Origin of the sequence: Corynebacterium gottingense (genome assembly GCF_003693265.1) — a bacterium.
GTDB lineage: Bacteria > Actinomycetota > Actinomycetes > Mycobacteriales > Mycobacteriaceae > Corynebacterium > Corynebacterium gottingense.
Genome location: NZ_RDRE01000003.1, coordinates 113,641 through 129,443, shown reverse-complemented (window position 1 = coordinate 129,443; position 15,803 = coordinate 113,641). Strand labels below are relative to the sequence as shown.

18 protein-coding genes and 1 tRNA gene are annotated in these 15,803 nt (G+C 66.4%); 6 read left to right on the top strand and 13 right to left on the bottom strand.

Annotated elements, in window-relative coordinates:
* Nucleotides 1-35: 35 nt before the first annotated feature.
* The 6 genes from hisG to EAW56_RS03210 all read right to left on the bottom strand — a co-directional run bounded on the left by hisG (nt 36) and on the right by EAW56_RS03210 (nt 4,431).
* A complete protein-coding gene (gene hisG, locus EAW56_RS03235; protein WP_095536152.1) occupies nt 36-884 on the bottom strand; it encodes an ATP phosphoribosyltransferase in 849 nt (282 codons plus the stop codon).
* Between the two features lie 33 nt (nt 885-917).
* Nucleotides 918-1,181 carry a phosphoribosyl-ATP diphosphatase gene (locus tag EAW56_RS03230; RefSeq protein WP_095545742.1) on the bottom strand — a complete coding sequence of 88 codons (264 nt, stop codon included), beginning with the start codon at nt 1,179-1,181 and terminating at the stop codon, nt 918-920.
* 11 nt (nt 1,182-1,192) lie between these two features.
* On the bottom strand, nt 1,193-1,906 hold the full coding sequence (locus EAW56_RS03225) for an HAD family hydrolase (protein WP_276289732.1): 714 nt from the start codon (nt 1,904-1,906) through the stop codon (nt 1,193-1,195).
* Nucleotides 1,872-2,276 carry a hypothetical protein gene (locus tag EAW56_RS03220; RefSeq protein ID WP_095536154.1) on the bottom strand — a complete coding sequence of 135 codons (405 nt, stop codon included), beginning with the start codon at nt 2,274-2,276 and terminating at the stop codon, nt 1,872-1,874. Before EAW56_RS03220 ends, EAW56_RS03225 begins: the two co-directional genes overlap by 35 nt.
* A 9-nt stretch (nt 2,277-2,285) precedes the next feature.
* The gene (gene mshC, locus EAW56_RS03215) at nt 2,286-3,506 is read right to left on the bottom strand and encodes a cysteine--1-D-myo-inosityl 2-amino-2-deoxy-alpha-D-glucopyranoside ligase (RefSeq protein ID WP_095536593.1); all 1,221 of its coding nucleotides are present in this window, start codon (nt 3,504-3,506) and stop codon (nt 2,286-2,288) included.
* Nucleotides 3,507-3,573: 67 nt separating this feature from the next.
* Nucleotides 3,574-4,431 (bottom strand): undecaprenyl-diphosphate phosphatase, encoded by an 858-nt coding sequence (locus EAW56_RS03210; protein ID WP_095536156.1) that lies wholly within the window; start codon nt 4,429-4,431, stop codon nt 3,574-3,576.
* 85 nt (nt 4,432-4,516) lie between these two features.
* Here EAW56_RS03210 and EAW56_RS03205 point away from each other — a divergent pair, with 85 nt between their 5' ends.
* Both EAW56_RS03205 and EAW56_RS03200 read left to right on the top strand, forming a co-directional pair.
* A complete protein-coding gene (locus EAW56_RS03205) occupies nt 4,517-5,608 on the top strand; it encodes a hypothetical protein (protein WP_233126964.1) in 1,092 nt (363 codons plus the stop codon).
* Between the two features lie 23 nt (nt 5,609-5,631).
* Nucleotides 5,632-6,762 carry a quinone-dependent dihydroorotate dehydrogenase gene (locus tag EAW56_RS03200; RefSeq protein ID WP_095536832.1) on the top strand — a complete coding sequence of 377 codons (1,131 nt, stop codon included), beginning with the start codon at nt 5,632-5,634 and terminating at the stop codon, nt 6,760-6,762.
* Between the two features lie 12 nt (nt 6,763-6,774).
* On the opposite strand, the gene EAW56_RS03195 is transcribed toward EAW56_RS03200, so the two are convergent.
* Nucleotides 6,775-7,131 (bottom strand): hypothetical protein, encoded by a 357-nt coding sequence (locus EAW56_RS03195; protein WP_095276562.1) that lies wholly within the window; start codon nt 7,129-7,131, stop codon nt 6,775-6,777.
* An 11-nt stretch (nt 7,132-7,142) separates the two neighbouring features.
* Nucleotides 7,143-7,679 carry a YbhB/YbcL family Raf kinase inhibitor-like protein gene (locus EAW56_RS03190; RefSeq protein ID WP_095276558.1) on the bottom strand — a complete coding sequence of 179 codons (537 nt, stop codon included), beginning with the start codon at nt 7,677-7,679 and terminating at the stop codon, nt 7,143-7,145.
* 232 nt (nt 7,680-7,911) lie between these two features.
* Between EAW56_RS03190 and EAW56_RS03185 the strand changes: the two genes are divergently transcribed.
* From EAW56_RS03185 to EAW56_RS03175, 3 genes are all read left to right on the top strand, one after another.
* Nucleotides 7,912-7,997 (top strand) — tRNA-Leu (locus EAW56_RS03185).
* Between the two features lie 59 nt (nt 7,998-8,056).
* The gene (locus EAW56_RS03180; protein WP_244213335.1) at nt 8,057-8,758 is read left to right on the top strand and encodes a TVP38/TMEM64 family protein; all 702 of its coding nucleotides are present in this window, start codon (nt 8,057-8,059) and stop codon (nt 8,756-8,758) included.
* Between the two features lie 10 nt (nt 8,759-8,768).
* Nucleotides 8,769-9,323 (top strand): MarR family transcriptional regulator, encoded by a 555-nt coding sequence (locus EAW56_RS03175; protein WP_095536158.1) that lies wholly within the window; start codon nt 8,769-8,771, stop codon nt 9,321-9,323.
* 4 nt (nt 9,324-9,327) lie between these two features.
* On the opposite strand, the gene EAW56_RS03170 is transcribed toward EAW56_RS03175, so the two are convergent.
* Genes EAW56_RS03170 through EAW56_RS03160 form a run of 3 tightly spaced genes read right to left on the bottom strand, consistent with a single transcriptional unit; the run spans nt 9,328 to nt 11,834 of the window.
* A complete protein-coding gene (locus EAW56_RS03170) occupies nt 9,328-10,539 on the bottom strand; it encodes an SPFH domain-containing protein (protein WP_095536159.1) in 1,212 nt (403 codons plus the stop codon).
* A complete protein-coding gene (locus tag EAW56_RS03165) occupies nt 10,540-10,968 on the bottom strand; it encodes an NfeD family protein (protein WP_095276546.1) in 429 nt (142 codons plus the stop codon).
* Between the two features lie 20 nt (nt 10,969-10,988).
* Nucleotides 10,989-11,834, bottom strand: a complete 846-nt coding sequence (locus tag EAW56_RS03160; RefSeq protein ID WP_122085012.1) for a DUF3097 domain-containing protein — start codon at nt 11,832-11,834, stop codon at nt 10,989-10,991.
* A gap of 52 nt (nt 11,835-11,886) precedes the next feature.
* Between EAW56_RS03160 and EAW56_RS03155 the strand changes: the two genes are divergently transcribed.
* Nucleotides 11,887-12,672, top strand: a complete 786-nt coding sequence (locus tag EAW56_RS03155; protein ID WP_122085010.1) for a hypothetical protein — start codon at nt 11,887-11,889, stop codon at nt 12,670-12,672.
* A gap of 3 nt (nt 12,673-12,675) precedes the next feature.
* Here the strand turns inward: EAW56_RS03155 and EAW56_RS03150 are convergent, their stop codons facing one another.
* Entirely contained in the window at nt 12,676-13,722 is a 1,047-nt protein-coding gene (locus EAW56_RS03150; RefSeq protein WP_122085008.1) for a ferrochelatase, read from the bottom strand.
* A 51-nt stretch (nt 13,723-13,773) separates the two neighbouring features.
* A complete protein-coding gene (locus EAW56_RS03145) occupies nt 13,774-15,621 on the bottom strand; it encodes a DIP1281 family NlpC/P60 protein (RefSeq protein ID WP_095553712.1) in 1,848 nt (615 codons plus the stop codon).
* Nucleotides 15,622-15,803: the final 182 nt, after the last annotated feature.

The following is a 15,803-nucleotide window of genomic DNA, read 5'->3' as shown; positions in this document are numbered from 1 at the left end:
TACCGCTCATCATTTGCCCGCTTCGGGGGTGAAAACTAGAGGCGCGCGATGCGCAGCTCAGTGGCGATCGTGCCCTCTGTGCCCAGCTCAGCCAGCTGATCCATCACCTGGTTAGCCGTCGCGCGCGGGACCATCGCGCGGACCGCAACCCAGTTCTCGCGCGACAGCGGCGAGACCGTCGGCCCCGTGATGCCCGGGGTCAGCGCCAGTACCGCGTCGAGGTTATCGCGGCAGACGTTGTAGTCGATCATCAGGTAGTTGTGCGCGTTGAGGATGCCCTCGATGCGGTTGAGGACCTTCACGTGGGCGTCGTCAAGCTGCATGCCCTGGCGCTTCACGACGACCGCCGCGCTGGAAATAATCGGCTCGCCGAACGGAGCGAGCCCCTGCTGGCGGAGGGTGGCGCCCGTGGAGACGACGTCCGCGATCACGTCGGCGACGCCGAGCTTGATTGAGATCTCCACTGCCCCGTCGAGGCGGATGACCTGGCTGGGGGTGATCCCGCGCTGGGCGAGGTAGTCCTCCACGAGGTGTGGGTAGGAGGTGGCGATGCGCTTGCCTGCGAGGTCCTCGACCGCCCACTGCTCACCCTGCTTCGCGGCAAAGCGGAAGGTGGAGGAGCCGAACCCGAGGTCCAGGACTTCCTCGACCTGCGCGCGGGAGTCTGCGGCGAGGTCGCGGCCGGTAATTCCCAGGTCGAGGTGGCCCTGGGCAACGTAGATGGCGATGTCCTTCGGGCGGAGGAAGAAGAACTCGACGCCGTTGGGCTCGTCAACAATATTGAGCGCCTTGTTCGCGCCGCGGCCCTTGTACCCGGCCTCCTTGAGCACCTGCAGCGCGTGCTCCGAGAGCGAACCCTTATTTGGAACGGCGAGCTTGATCAACGATTTCTCCATGGGTGGTTCTCCGCTGGGGATCTAGAGGTACTTGTACAGGTCGTCCGGGGTGAGGCCGCGCTTGAGCATCATCACCTGCGTCCAATAGAGCAGCTGGCTCATCTCCTCGGCCAGCTCCTCGTCCGACTGGTATTCGGCGGCGATCCAGACCTCGCCGGCTTCCTCGATGATCTTCTTCCCAATGAAATGCGCGCCCATGTCCAAGGCGTCAACCGTGCCGGACCCAGCCGGGCGGTCTGCGGTCCTTTGGGTCAGTTCTGCGAAAAGGTCATCGAAGGATTTCACGCCTTCAAACCTTAGCGGACCTCGCGCGCCGCCGTGGCAAACCAGGAAAAGAGATCCTCCGCGGTGGCGCCGACAAAGCGAGCCGGGTCGAATTGGTAGACCCCGCTCGGGACCGGGTCGCCGAGCCCGAGGACGCGGCACCCGGACTCCGCGGCGGCGGACATGCCAGTCCAGGAATCCTCCACGACGAGACACTCCGCGGTGGGAGCACCAACCCGGCGCGCTGCCTCTTCGTACATGTCGGGCGCCGGCTTGGGGTGGGTGACCTCGTCGCCCGTGATGGAGTCCGTGAACAGTGCCGCGCCGATGGCCGCGATACAGCGGTCCGCCAGAGTGCGCTCCGTGTTCGTTGTGACAAACATGGGCACCCCGGCAGCGCGCAGCTGTTCGAGCAGGGGGCGGATGCCCGGGTTGAGTTCGATACCGCCGGCCAACTTCTCGGCCATGCGCTGGTACATCCAGGCGCGGAGCTCGTCCTGCTCGCCGTTGGCAAGCTCGTAGCCCGCCCACCGCGCGCAGATGCCCAGGGATTCCGCGAAGCTCGCGCCCTCAGTCTTCTTGCGCTCTTCAGGGGACAGCCTGCGTCCGAGCTTCTCCGAGAGTTCGAACGTGGCCTCCGCCCAGAGGGGTTCGGTGTTGATGAGAGTACCGTCCATGTCCCAGAAGATGGCTGCTGGAGCGGCGATCGCGCTACTCAAAGTCGGGCAGCTCCCCGAGGGCCTCATCGTCCGCACCGGACGCGATTGCGGCGCGACGGACCACGTCCGCAAGCTCCGACTTCTCCTCCGGTTCGAGCACCGCGTACTCATGCTTGGCGTTGAACTGCTCCAGGTTGTCGTAGAACGGCTGCACGAGGGCCTTCAACCGCTCTCCGTCCGGCGATGACTCAATGAGGTCGAATGCGTCAAGGAACATCTCGATGATCTGCTTGAGCTCCGGCAGCGCCTCCGGGTCGAACGGCTGCTCCCACAGCTCCTTGTCGCTTTCTTGCAGGTAGGAGCCGGTGGCAAAGGTGCGGAGGTCATCGATGAACTGGTCAACGTCCGGCTGCAGTCGGGCGCGAATCGAGGTCTCTGGTTGCGTCATGCTTCCCATTGTGATCGACTACGCGAAAACGCGCACCCCGAGCAGGCCGTCGATCGCGTTCACCAGGATGTTGTCGTGGTCGCCGCGGGCCATGTCCAACACCCGCAGGGCGCGCGGGGTGTCCAGGTCGTCCGCCAGCGCGGTGCGCAGCTCGTTGACGTTGGCCAGTGCTTCCGCCTCCGTGACGGGTTGCGCGAGTCGCTCCTGCCAGCGGGCCAGGCGCTGCTCTGCGGCCTCGAGGCCGCGGTAGGAAAAGTCACGGTCCTCGCGGTAGTGCCCGGCAAACACGGCGAGTCGGATCGCGGCGGCGCTGTGTCCCTGCGCGGTCAGCTTGTGCACGAACACGAGGTTGCCCAGCGACTTGGACATCTTCACGCCGTTGAGGGCGATCATGCCCGAGTGCACGTAGTGGCCCGCCATGCGCGGTTCCGCGTAGGCCGCCTCCGCGTGCGCGGCGGAGAACTCGTGGTGCGGGAAGGCGAGGTCCGAACCGCCGCCCTGGATGGCAAACGTGTGACCCAGCCGGTTGGTCGCAATTGCGGAGCACTCGACGTGCCATCCGGGGCGCCCCGGGCCGATCTTGGTCTGCCACGCGGGCTCGCCCTTACGGGGGCCGCGCCACACCAGTGCGTCGAGCGTATCCTGCTTGCCTTCGCGATCGGGGTCGCCGCCGCGCTCTGCGAAGAACTTCTCCATCGTGGCGCGGTCGTAGTTGGACTCGTAGCCAAATTGCTTGGTGGCGTGAATCGACGCGTACACGTCGCCCTGGTCGAGGCGGTAGGCGGAACCGTTGTCCAGCAGCGTTTGCACCATGGCGGCAACTTCGTCGACAGCTTCCATCGCGCCGATGAAGTCGCGCGGCGGTATCACGGAGAGCTCCTCCATGTCACTGCGGAACAGGGCAATCTGGCTGCGGCCGAGCTCGCGCCAGTCCACGCCGTCACGATCCGCGCGCTCGAAGAGGGGGTCGTCCACGTCGGTGACGTTCTGGACGTAGTGCACTTTGTGGCCGTTGGCCAGCAGCTGTCGGTGCACCAGGTCAAAGGTCAGATAGGTCGCGGCGTGCCCGAGGTGCGTGGAATCGTACGGGGTAATGCCGCAGACGTACATGCCCACCTCCCCGTTGGCGTTCGGCGTGACGTCGACGGCGTGAACGTGTTGATCCGCGGTGTCGTACAGCTGCAGGGGGCGAGGGATGCCAGCAACAGCAGCGACATGAGGAGTAGGCCAGGATTGCATGGCCACTACCCTACCCACTGCTGCCGGGGGCGCCGCTAATCGACGCTGTGCGCTGGCCCCATGGCTCTTAGCCTGCCGCCATCACGCCGGTTCCCAGCAGCAGCATGACCACGAGGCCGAGCGGGATGCGGTACGCGGCGAACCAGGCGAAGGAGTGGTTGGACACGAACTTCAGCAGCCAGGCGATGGAGACGTAGCCAAGGACGAACGCGATGGCGGAACCAATGAGGAGTTGGCTGCCGCTGGCGGCTTGTCCGCTTTCGGGGTTGAAGGCGTCGGGAAGCGAAAAGAGGCCCGACGCGAGCACTGCGGGAATGGCGAGCAGGAAGCTAAAGCGGGTGGCCACCTCGCGTTCGAGGTTGAGGAACAGGCCGCCGGAGATGGTGCCGCCAGAGCGGGAGACGCCCGGAATCAGCGCGAGGCACTGCCAGAAGCCCATGAGCACGGCGTCCTTCATGGTCAGGTCCTCGAAGCCGCGGGTCTTGGTGCCGCGGCGCTCCGCAAGAATGAAGACGAGCGAGAAAATGATGAGCACCGTCGCGGTAATCCAGAGGTTGCGGAAGTTGTCTCGGATGAGGTCCTTGAGCAGGACGCCCAACACAGCGACGGGGATGGTGCCGGCGATGACCATCCAGCCCATGCGGTAGTCAAAACCGCGCTTGTCCTTGTTTGCAAGGCCGACGAACCAGCCGGAGAGGTAGCGCCAGATGTCCTTGGCAAAGTAGACCAGGACCGCGAGCTCGGTCCCCAGCTGAATGACGGCGGTGAAGCTCGCGCCGGCGTCTTCGCCCCAGAAGAGCTGCGAGACGATGCGGAGGTGCCCGGACGAAGAGACCGGGAGGAACTCGGTGAGCCCCTGCACGATAGAGAGGACGATGACCTGAACCCAGGACATGGATTCGGCCAACTGTGTCGGATCAGTCATGGCAGAACACACTACCCGCGAGTGGCTGCAGGGACCGAACACACACGGCCGGAGCGAAGCTGGCAGGTTGCTAGGGTTAGGGGTTGTGAAATACGGAAAGAGATTTGCCGTTGCGCTCGCGGCCGCGACGTCCTTGGCGCTCGTCGCCTGCGGTTCGGATGTGACGGGTGACCAGCTGGAAGAAAGCATGGGCAACGCGACGCCCGATCCGTCGCCGCAGGCCGCGGACCCCGCCGGGACGGTCTTCCCCTTCGACGCCATCGAAGACCTCGACACCACCGACGGCGTGATCGCCGTCCGCACCGCCAATGCACTCACGGTGGGCACCCTCGACCAGCTGCGGGACGGCAGCGCCGCCGCGCATCCGCTTTCCGGCGAGTGCGGCGATGTCTCTGCAAACGCGGGCACGTTCGCGCTGGGCTGCGGCACCTCGATCATGCTGGTGCGCGCCGATGACCCCGGGCAGGCGGACACGCTCGATGTGGATGAGCGCGTAACGTCCGCGACGGTGACTTCCAGTGGTGACGTGCTCGCCGGCAGCAACAGCGAGCGCGATGTCTGGCTCTACCGCGACGGTGAGCTCGCGGACACCTTCTCGGTGGCGCGCGAGACCGACCAGCTCCAGGCCGTACCCGTCGACGGCCAGGCGGACAGCGTCGTGCGTACCAACCGCTTCGACACCACCGTCCAGGACATCGATTGGGGCAACGGGCGCCAGGGCGGCACACTGCGCGCAGGTCTCGGTGTGGGCAAGATCGCCGCCGGGGCGAATGGTCTGCTGCTTGCCGCCGACGCCACGGGCGACCAGCTCCTCGTCTACACCACCGACGACATCATCCGTCTGCACCAGATGGCCCCGGTCCCGGAGAGCCCGTGGGACGCCGCCTGGGACAACAGCAACCAGGTCGCGTGGGTCACCTCGACGGCGACGAACACCGCCACCGGCTACGACATCTCGCGCGGCGTTCCGCTTCAGCGGGGTGAGCTGGCCACGGTGGGCGATGCGCAGAGCATTGCCACGCTTGACGACGCCACGCTGCTCATCGCCTCCGCCTCCGGCGGCGGCCTCCAGGTCGTTGAGCCGGACGAGCTCCACCTCGACGAACTGCCGGCGGCGACCGCAGCGGCCGACGCCCCGACCCAACAGTCTCCTTCCTCCCAGCACAACGAGGGTTAATCATGACGTTTCTCCAAAAAGCAATGCACTCCCTGCCCGACGGTACGCAACTGACGAAGGCTTCCGAAGCGGCCTACGACGCGGCGTACGCCGCCGCGCTGAAGGCGATGTTCCTCCTTCCGCCCGAGCGCATCCACGGGATCATCAACGCAGGCTTGCGCGCGCTGCACGTGGCGAGCCCGGTGAACCGACTCGCGGAGCGCGTCGTGCGCGTGCACGACTCCGCGCTCGAGCAGGAGTGCTTTGGCGTTCGTTTCCCCGCGCCGCTGGGCCTTGCCGCCGGCTTTGACAAGAACGCGTCGTCCCTCGACGCGTGGGGCGCGCTCGGCTTTGGCTACGCGGAGGTCGGGACGGTCACGCCGAAGGCGCAGCCCGGTAACCCGGCTCCGCGCCTGTTCCGCCTCCCCGCGGACAAAGCGATCCTCAACCGCATGGGGTTCAACAACGACGGCGCCCTGCCCGCCGCGCTGAACCTGGACGCCCGGAAGTCGGACGACATTGTGGGCATCAACATCGGCAAGAACAAGACGGCGACCGACGCGGTGGCGGACTACCGGGCCGGCGCCACCGTGCTGGGGCCACACGCCGACTACCTGGTGGTAAACGTGTCCTCGCCAAACACGCCCGGCCTGCGCGACCTCCAGGCGGTTGAGGAGTTGCGCCCGATCCTCTCCGTCGTTGCAGAGTCCACCGCCACTCCGGTGCTGGTCAAGATCGCCCCGGACCTCTCCGACGAGGACATCGACGCGGTCGCCGACCTGGCCGTGGAGCTGGGGCTCGCCGGCATCGTGGCCACCAACACGACCATTTCGCGCGAGGGCCTGCGCACCCCCGCGGATGAGGTGGAAGCGATGGGCGCCGGTGGCATCTCAGGCGCGCCGCTGAACGATCGCGCCCTTGAGGTCCTGCGCCGGCTGCACGCGCGCGTGGGCGACCAGCTGACGCTCATGAGCGTTGGGGGTATTTCCACGCCGGAGCAGGCGTGGGAGCGCATCGCCGCAGGCTCCAGCCTTCTCCAGGGCTACACCGGGTTCATCTACGGCGGTCCGGCCTGGATCAGCCGTATTCACCGCGGGATCGCGGCGCAGGTGCGCGCCCACGGGCTGGAAAACATCGCGCAGGCGGTGGGCAGCGAGCTGCCCTACCTGCGGTAGTCGCTCCCCCGCTTACGCCCGTGGGCGCGTAGTGCGTCGCAGCACGATGGCGCAGAGTAACGCTGCGACGCCCCACAGGGCGGGCCAGTACGTCTGCGTGTAGAAGAGCGTGTGCGTAGGCAACGCGACGCCCAAGCCGATGAGCACGAGCGCGATAATAAGCGCGGCGACCTGCGTGCGCGAACCCTCGTGCGAGGTGCTCACCGTAGCGAACGCGCCGATGATCACCGCAGCGATGAGGACGGTCAGGGTTTGGAGTGTGAGGGCAAAGAGCTCCTCACCACGCAAGACCGAGAGAATAGTAAAGAGGAAGAGCGCGGCGGCGAGCGTGATAAACGCTCCGCCGACGCGAAGTTGAAGCGGGGCCATGACGGATCGGTCTACTTGGTCTCGGTCCAGCCCCACGCGATCGCGCGGCCCACGCTGTGGAAGTACAGGTTAAAGCCGAGCTGCGTCGGGTTCGCGATCTGGTCCGCCGGCAGCTCCTCCACGTCGACCGCGTGCACCGCGAACAGGTAGCGGTGCGGGCCGTGCCCCGCGGGCGGGTTCGCGCCGTAGAAGCCAGGCGCGCCCGAATCACCAACCAGCTGGATCGCACCGACGCCCAAGTCCTCCTTGGACGCATCGCCGGTCGCAATGGACTGCGTGCTCACCGGAATGTTGAACGCGGCCCAGTGCCAGAAGCCAGAGGTCGTCGGCGCGTCTGGGTCGTAGCACGTAATGGCCAGGGACTTGGTCCCCTCCGGAAGGTCGGACCAGGCCAGCTGAGGCGACGTGGCATCGTCGCCGACCAGGGAGTCGGGCAGCTCGGCGCCGTCCTCGAAGTCGGTGGAGCTAAGCGGGAACGACGGCAGGTCCTTCAACGCTGCGTACGGGTCCGGGCCGGGAAAACGGTCTGAAACGTAGGAAGCAGTCATACAGATATTCCTACCCCAGCGCTGTGACTTTCGCCATGATTTTCACTAAAAGTTCTGTGGGATCACGGCGTGATGCGTGATGGGAGGGGGCAGCAGAATGCCAAGGGTGTGGTTTGGAAGCGCAATTGTGTCCATTGCACCCTAAAAAGCGGTGTTGTGCAGGCGATTTGTGTGTTTTACGCCGTGCACCTTATAGTGTTTCAAGTGCCCAGCCGAGAGGCTGAAACACCCGGCCCGGGTGGCGGAATGGCAGACGCGCTAGCTTGAGGTGCTAGTGTCCTATTAACGGACGTGGGGGTTCAAGTCCCCCCTCGGGCACAACCCACCGGCCTCCTACGATGGAGGCCGGTTTTCTTTTTGTACAAGGAGGTTTGGCGGTGGCGCAGCGTCAACCTACAGCGCGCCCCTCAACCGGTCGGATCGCGCTGCTCGCGCTCGCTGCGGTGGGGTTCGTAGCCGCGTGGTGGCTCCTGGACGTCCCCTCCCTCGCCACGCTCCGCACGTGGGCGGAATCGACCGGCCCCTGGTTCCCGCTCGTTTTCTGGCTGCTCTACGTACTCATCACGCAGTTCCCCATCCCGCGGACGGTCATGACGCTGTCTGCGGGCATCCTCTTCGGCACCGGGCTCGGCATCGTGCTCTCGCTCACGGCCACGACGGTCGCCGCGGTCATCTCGCTCCTCATCGTGCGCTTCCTGCTGCGCGATTGGGTCGAGCCCCGCCTCACCCACCCCGCCGTGCAAAAGATCAACGCGCGCCTGGAGCAGCGCGGCTGGCTGGCCGTGACCAGCCTGCGCATGATCGCTGGAGTCCCCTTCTCCATCATGAACTATGCCGCAGCACTCACCCGCGTACGCGTCCTTCCCTTCGCCATCGCCACGCTCCTCGGCTCAGCGCCCAACACCGTGCTCGTCGCAGTCTTCGGAGACACGCTCACGGGCCACGCCAACCCGTGGGTCATCGTCGCCGTTGTCGTGTTAGCAGTGCTGGGTGTCGGGGGCTTGCTTATCGACGCCACCATGCCCACCCGCGACACGCCCACCCCGAAGAGTAAAGGCCTGAACGTAGACCAGGCGTAACATCTCGGTCATGATTGCAGTCCACGCGAGGTACCGGGGAAGGGATAAGGCGCGCGCCGAGGTCGTGCGGCGCTCGGCTGAGGCGCTCGCGACGCTGCCTGGCGTCGGCGAGTTTGAACTGTGCAGCGTGGAGGACATCCGCGCCGATGTCGTCGGGCCCGAGCACGCGCTCAACGTGATCATGGCGCTACTCTCCGACGGCGACTGGGCCATCGGCCTGGGGATCACGGGACACGGACGCGCCGTCTTCGCGGCGACGGACGCGGTGGGCACGCGACCCGCGCAGGTGAAGGTCGTAGTGGACACGCCGGACCCGGGCACCTCCGCAAACGACATCGAGGCGACGTTCGCGCTTCTGGGCTACGTGCTGCACAAGCGCACCCTGGAAGGCCGAGAGGCCACCTCGCTGGTGCGAGGTGGCCTCAATCAGAACGAAGCGGCTGCGGAGCTAGGCATCTCCAAGCAGGCGATAAGCCAGCGGCTGCAGGCCGCCGGCTGGCAGGCGGAGCAGTCGGGGTGGAAGCTGGCGCTGAACCTGCTCACGCAGGCGTCGCAAAGCGCTTAATGCGCTACCCCTGGTACGGGCGATTCGGTTCGTCGGCCGGCAGCGGATCCTGCGGGCCCGCACCGAGTTCACGGCGACTGCTTCCCGGGGCAACCTGCGGGGCGTCTTGCGTCGGATCCGGGTCGTCGACATGCTTGTTGGCCACCGCGCGGGCCTCGGCGAGCGCCTTAGCCAGCTCCGGGTCGGTCGAGGTGTCGAACCAGGAGTCCGTGTTTTCCGCCTCCGCCATCTCCTTGGTTTCCTCGTCCACGTTTGCAGGTTCGTAGCGAAACACGCCGTCCTCGCCCTTGCCCGCGAACGCCTGCGCAAACTGCTGCAGCGAGTCGCCGAACTGGGACGGGATCATCCACATCGTGGCCGCTTCGTTTTCCGCGATCTTGGGCAGCTTCTCCAGGTACTGGTACGCCAGGAGCTCCGGTGTGACGCCTGAGGACTTCACGGCCGCGTTGACCTTCTGGATCGCGCGTGCCTCGCCCTGTGCGGCCAAGTACTTCGCGGCGCGCTCGCCCTCTGCGCGCAGGATCATAGCCTGACGCTCCGCCTCCGCGTTCAGAATGGCGGCGTGCTTCTCGCCCTCGGCGGAGAGGATGCGTGCTTGCTTCTCGCCCTCGGCAGTTTTGATGTCGGATTCGCGCCTGCCCTCTGCGGTGAGGATCATTGCGCGCTTTTCTCGGTCCGCCTTCATCTGCATCTCCATGGACTGCTGGATCGACGGCGGCGGTTCAATGGCCTTAAGCTCAACTCGGCTGATACGAAGGCCCCACTTGCCGGTGGCCGCGTCAAGTTCGCCGCGCAGGCGGCGGTTGATGGTTTCGCGGGAGGTCAACGTCTCTTCAAGCGTCATGCCGCCAACCACGTCGCGCAGTGTGGCGGTAGAAATCTGCTCCACGCCGACAAGGTAGTTGTCCACGCCGTAGATGGCCTTGGCGGGATCGTTGATCTGAAACGTGACCACCGTGTCGATGGCGACGGTGAGGTTGTCCTGCGTGATCACGGCCTGCGGCGGGAAGGACACGACGCGCTCGCGGGTGTCCACGCGTGCGCGGACGGAGTCAATGAACGGGATGAGGAGGGTCAAGCCACCGGAGACCGTGCGGGTGTAGCGGCCAAGCCGCTCGATCACCGCGGCTTCACCCTGTGGAATCAGTTTCACCGATGCGAAGAGGAGCGCCGCCACCAGCGCAATGATGACGACGAGGACAATAGTTGGGCCCATCTAACGTTCCTTCCAGACGACCGCGACAGGGCCGTCAATGTCTGCCACTGTGACAATATCGCCGGCGACGATCGTGTCCGCCGGATCCAGCGACCTCGCGGACCAGATGGAACCGTCCATCCGGACCTGGCCGCCCGTGGGGCCGAAGGCCTCGAGCACCTCCGCGCGCTGCCCCACCAGGGCTCGCGGGGAATCGTCGTACACCTTCGGCTGGTGGTAGCGCTTGTGCAGGTAAGGCCGCAAGAAAAACCAGAACGCCGCCGAGGAGGCGACGAACGTGAGGACTTCCGCCCACAGCGGAACCCCGGCCAGTGCCACGCCGGCGGTAGTGAGTGCGCCGGCCCCGAGCATGAGTAGCGTGAACTCACCCACCGCCAATTCAAGGCCGGCGAGGACAGCTGCTGCGACAAACCAAACGAGTGCTCCCACGTGCTCAAGGTTACAGGAACTTACAGATCCTCTTTGGATAACTCTGGGTTGGTGACAAAGTCGACGAGCCGTTCTACCGCGCCGATCAGGGTGGAGTCGAGATCGCGGAACGTCTCCACCGCCGAGTACACGCGGCGCCACCCATCCTTCGGGTCCGACCAGCCGAGGCGTTTGCACACGCCCGTCTTCCAGTCCTCCCCGTACGGCACGTCTGGCCAGGCGGGGATCCGCAGCTTCTCCGGCTTTACCGCGGCCCAAATGTCGATGTATGGGTGCCCCGTCACGAGCACGTGTTCGCCGACGTTGCGGACCAGGCGCGACTCCTTCGTGCCCTCGATGAGGTGGTCTGCGAGCACACCGATTCGGCGCCCAGGCCCCGGCTGAAACTCGTCGAGGCGCGCCTGGAGGTTGTCCAACCCTTCGAGGTACTCCACGACGACGCCTTCGACGCGGAGGTCGTGGCCCCAGACCTTTTCCACAATCGCGGCGTCGTGAATGCCCTCGACCCAGATCCGGCTCGGCATGGCCACCTTCGCGCGGACATTTTCAACCTTCCGGGAGCCCGAGTTGGAGCGCTTCGGCCCGGAGTCCTGCTTGGGTACGTAGCGGGTCAGCGTGACGCGCTGTCCCTCCACCATGAACGCGCCGGGGAGCATCTTAAACAGTCGCTCGGTGCCGTAGCGGTCATCGAGGCGGACGAAGTCGCCGTCGTAGGTGCGCTCGAAGCCGATGACCGCCCCGACGAAGTCGTTGCCCACGATCTCGACGATGATCCCGGGCTTTGCCGGCATCTCCGGGTAGGTCGGGCGCTTGCGTCGCGCATGACCCTGAAAAATGTCTGCTCCGTAGCGGTCGTCATAGCTCATAGTGACCAGAGTGTATCTTCCCCAACCCCCGGTTCCTGTTAGGATACCCCGGATGCAAACTCGTGCCGAGGTTTATTCACCGCTCCAGAACACTGCCGTGTGGCTCGCCGCATGGCTGTACAACGTCGAATCCAGCGACGAAACCATGGACGCCTTGCGCGACCTCGGCGGCACCCACGAATACCTCGGCGGCCCGTTGTTGCCGCTGCTTCGCGACGTCCGCGCCGCAGCCGACCTGGACACCCCGGGTCCAGCGGTCCGCCTCATCCTCTGGGGACCGGGCCAGGCCGCCGGACTCATCGCAGGCAGCCCCGCTATGGAAGCTCTCACCCCGGCCGGCGCGATCGTCGTCCGTGGCGCGGACCAATCGCACATCCTCGTCCCCGACTACACGGGCGCGTCCGTGCACTGGCGGTGGTTCGAGGAGTCCCGCCGGCTCCCGGAGCCCGCGTGGCTCAGCCCCGGCGAGGCCGATGCGCTCCTGTCCCAGGCAACCAACGAGGCAGCAGTGCTTATCGACGCCACCCGCTCCGCCAACCCCGCAAACCAAGTACTTCGCGAACTCCCCCACCCGCGCCTGACTGTGGGGACGCTCGCGGACTTCTACGACACACCCGGCTTGCCTGCGGGCGTCACGCCGCGCGCGGCGAAGCTGTTCGCCCGCGCTGACCGGGTGGCGGCGATCATTGAGACGGTGACCGACCGGTTAGACGATCACTCCTTCGACCCCCAGCTCTTCGCGCTGTGGCGCCATATCCGCACCGCCCGCATGGCAGGCGTCGCCGACGCGGTGGTGGATTACCAGCGCGAGTACGCGGCGTCCACCGGCGGCGCTTAGTTGCTAGTGCGCGCGGGCGGGCCGCTTCCGCGGCTCGCAGCACCCTTCGCAGCACGGGGCGCCGTTGCGGGTGCAACCCTGGACGGTGAGCGTCGACAGGCTCGCTGGCTGCTCGCCCCGGGCGACCGCCTCCGCGATGTCGACGACCATGGACGCAAACTCCTGGGTCAGCCCCACGGTCGCGACGCGGTCCATCGTGACCCCGTGCTCCTCGCAGGCCTGCCGGAGCTCGGTGTCTAAGTCCCACACAACCTCCATGTGGTCCGTAATAAACCCGATGGGGACGCAGATGAGGTGCTGCACGTTGGCGTCGGCAAGCGCCTCCGCCCGGTCCACCACATCCGGCTCGAGCCACGGCGTGGCCGGGTTCCCCGACCTGGATTGCCAGACCACCTCGTAGTCGGGCGCGCCAGCGCGCTCCGCGACGAGCCGCGCGGCCTCCGCAACCTGCCGGGAGTAGAGGTTGGCGTTAACGGGGCCACCCGAGGCAACATCGGCCGCCGTGGGCACGCTGTGGGCGGTAAACAGCACCCGGTAGTCCTTCCCCTGCGCCTGCGCGAGCGCCTCCTTGAGGCCTGCCGCCACCTGGTCGATGAACGCCTCGTTGCCGTAAAACTGCCACAGCTTGGTGAACTCGACCTCGGGTGCCACCTCGCGCATGCGCTGTATGTCCTCGTCGTACTGCCTGCAGGCGGAATAGCCGCCCCACGCGCTCGTGGCGAAGACGAGGACGCGGCGCGCGCCGTCTGCGGCGAGCTGCTTCGCGGTGTCCTCGGCAAACGGGTGCCAATTGCGGTTGCCAAAATAGACGGGCAACTTGATCCCGCGGCGCTCCAGCTCGGCGTTGATGTTGGTGATCAGCGTGCGGTTCTGCTGGTTAATGGGGCTCACACCGCCAAAGTGGAAGTAGTGCTCGCCGACGGTAGCCAGCCGTTCCTTGGGAATGCCCCGGCCGCGCGTGACGTTCTCCAAAAACGGAATAACCTCGTCCTTTCCTTCGGGGCCGCCGAAGGAAAGGACGAGGAGTGCATCGTAGTCAGATAGCTTCATGCCACTGATGGTAGTGCGGTGGCGATCCGCGGCGTCACACCGCTTCGCCGCCTAGAGCAAACGCACCGCGTTCGGGGCCATTCCGGAGTAGCGCACCGGGGAAATCTGCACGTTCTGCCCGGCCTGCGGGGCCTCGATCATGGTGCCGTCGCCAAGATAGATGGCCACGTGCTGGTTGCCGCCCGGACCCCAGAACAGGAGGTCGCCGCGCTGCGCCTCGCTCGCCGGCACCTGGGTGCCGCGCTGGTACTGGTACCCGGTGTAGTGGGGCAGCGAAATGCCCACCGCAGCGAAGGCGTAGAGCACGAGGCCCGAGCAATCGAAGCCCGCCTGGCTGCCGCCGTCCACGCCCGTGGTCGGACCGTTGGCGTCACCGCCGCCCCACACGTACGGGGTGCCGATGGCGGATTGGGCGCGGGCGATCACGGTCTCGATGGAGCCGGAGCTAGAGGCGCTCTGCGAGCCGCTGGCCTTGCTCACGGCGCTCTGAATCGTGTCCGAGACCGTTGCTGCGGAGTCGACCTCCGGGAGCACGGAGTTGAGATCCTCAGTGGTGCCAGTGGATGCGGATTCTTCGTCCGAGGTCTGGTTCACCTGCGCGGCCCCACCGGCACCGAGCGCGTCGCTCAGCCCGCCGGCGAACGCCGCGATGACCTCGCTGTCGCTCGAGGAGCCGTACGGGCTTTCCAGGCTTGTGTGGTTGGCTTGGGTCGCGCCAACCATCGCGGCGGCGGCGATGATGCCTGCCGCCGCGGCGATGGTGTCTTCGGAGATGTTCAGGTCACTGGACATGCCGCTGAAGGACGGCGCTGCCGCGTCGGGTGCGCCGACTGCGCCTGCCTCCGGCTCGGATTGCAGGCTCTCCCCGTTCGCTGCGGCGGCGTTGGTGAGGGCTTGCGCGACCGTCTCCGAGCTGAGCTGTGCGACCGAGGGATCGATGTTCGCCGCGTGCTGCTCGACGCGAAGCACCACGTCCTCGGGGACCTCATCAGCAGTGACCTGCTGCTCGGGGGCGGCAGCGGACGCCTCGATGCTCGGTTGCGCAGCTTGGCTCTGCGCGGACTGCTGCTGCGCCCCCTCCGACTCGGCCGTCTGGGAGGTCGCAGCAGGTGCCGCCGTCTCGCCTGACTCCGCCGCCTCAGTCACGCCGGAGGACCCGCTCGCATCGGTCTGGGGGGCCGATCCCGACGCCTGGCGCTGCTCGGCTAACGACGCCTGAGCGCTGTCCAACTCGGACTGCGCCCGATCACGCTCCCGACGCTGCTCGGCCAGGGCCTCGCTGGTGGAGTCGAGCAGCTCGCGGGCCTCGGCCTCCGCGGCCTCCGCTTCGCTAGCGGTCGACTCGGCGAGCTGGCTCGCTTTGCGCTGGATCGACGCCTCGTTGGCTGCCTCGGTGCGTGCGCGCTCGACCTCGTCGAGCTTCGCCCGGCGTTCGTCGCTGCGCTGACGCAGGTACAGCGAACGGTCGAGCACGTCCTTCTGGGCGTCACCGCTGGTGGCCATGTCGAGCCCGCCGCTCTGGCCGGCGCCGCGGTACTGCGACCGCGTGACCTCGTCGAGCGCTGCTCGCGCCTCCTCGACGGCGTGTTCCGAGGCTTCCAGGCGCTTCTTCGCTTCCTCTGCACCCTGGCGAGCCTGCTCGGCGCGGCCTTGGGCATCCTTGAGGTCCACGAGCGCCTGATTGACCTTTTCCTGCAGGTCGCCGATGTTCAAGTTCAGGTCATCGATGTTGGACTGCGCCTGCGAAATGCTGGTGACCAGCTCCGTCATGGACGCAGGTTGCGCGGTTGCCACTGGGGTGACCAGCGTCGCCGCGAGAGACAGAGTTGTGGAACACGCGATCGTGCCGAGCGCAATGCGCGCGCGACCCGACCGGGTGAACCTCGATGGTTCTACCACGGAATGGGGCTCCTCACGCCGCGCGCCCAGGCATGACAAATCAAGCGAGGAGCAAAGTGCTTCTCGACGATTCACCGCCACAGGTGACTAGCCTGCAGCCTTGACGCGCAGCCCTAATGGGTTGACTACTGATGCAGGCACGCGAGCCTTCAGCCCCACCTTCGTTACTGGCCTGGTTCTTG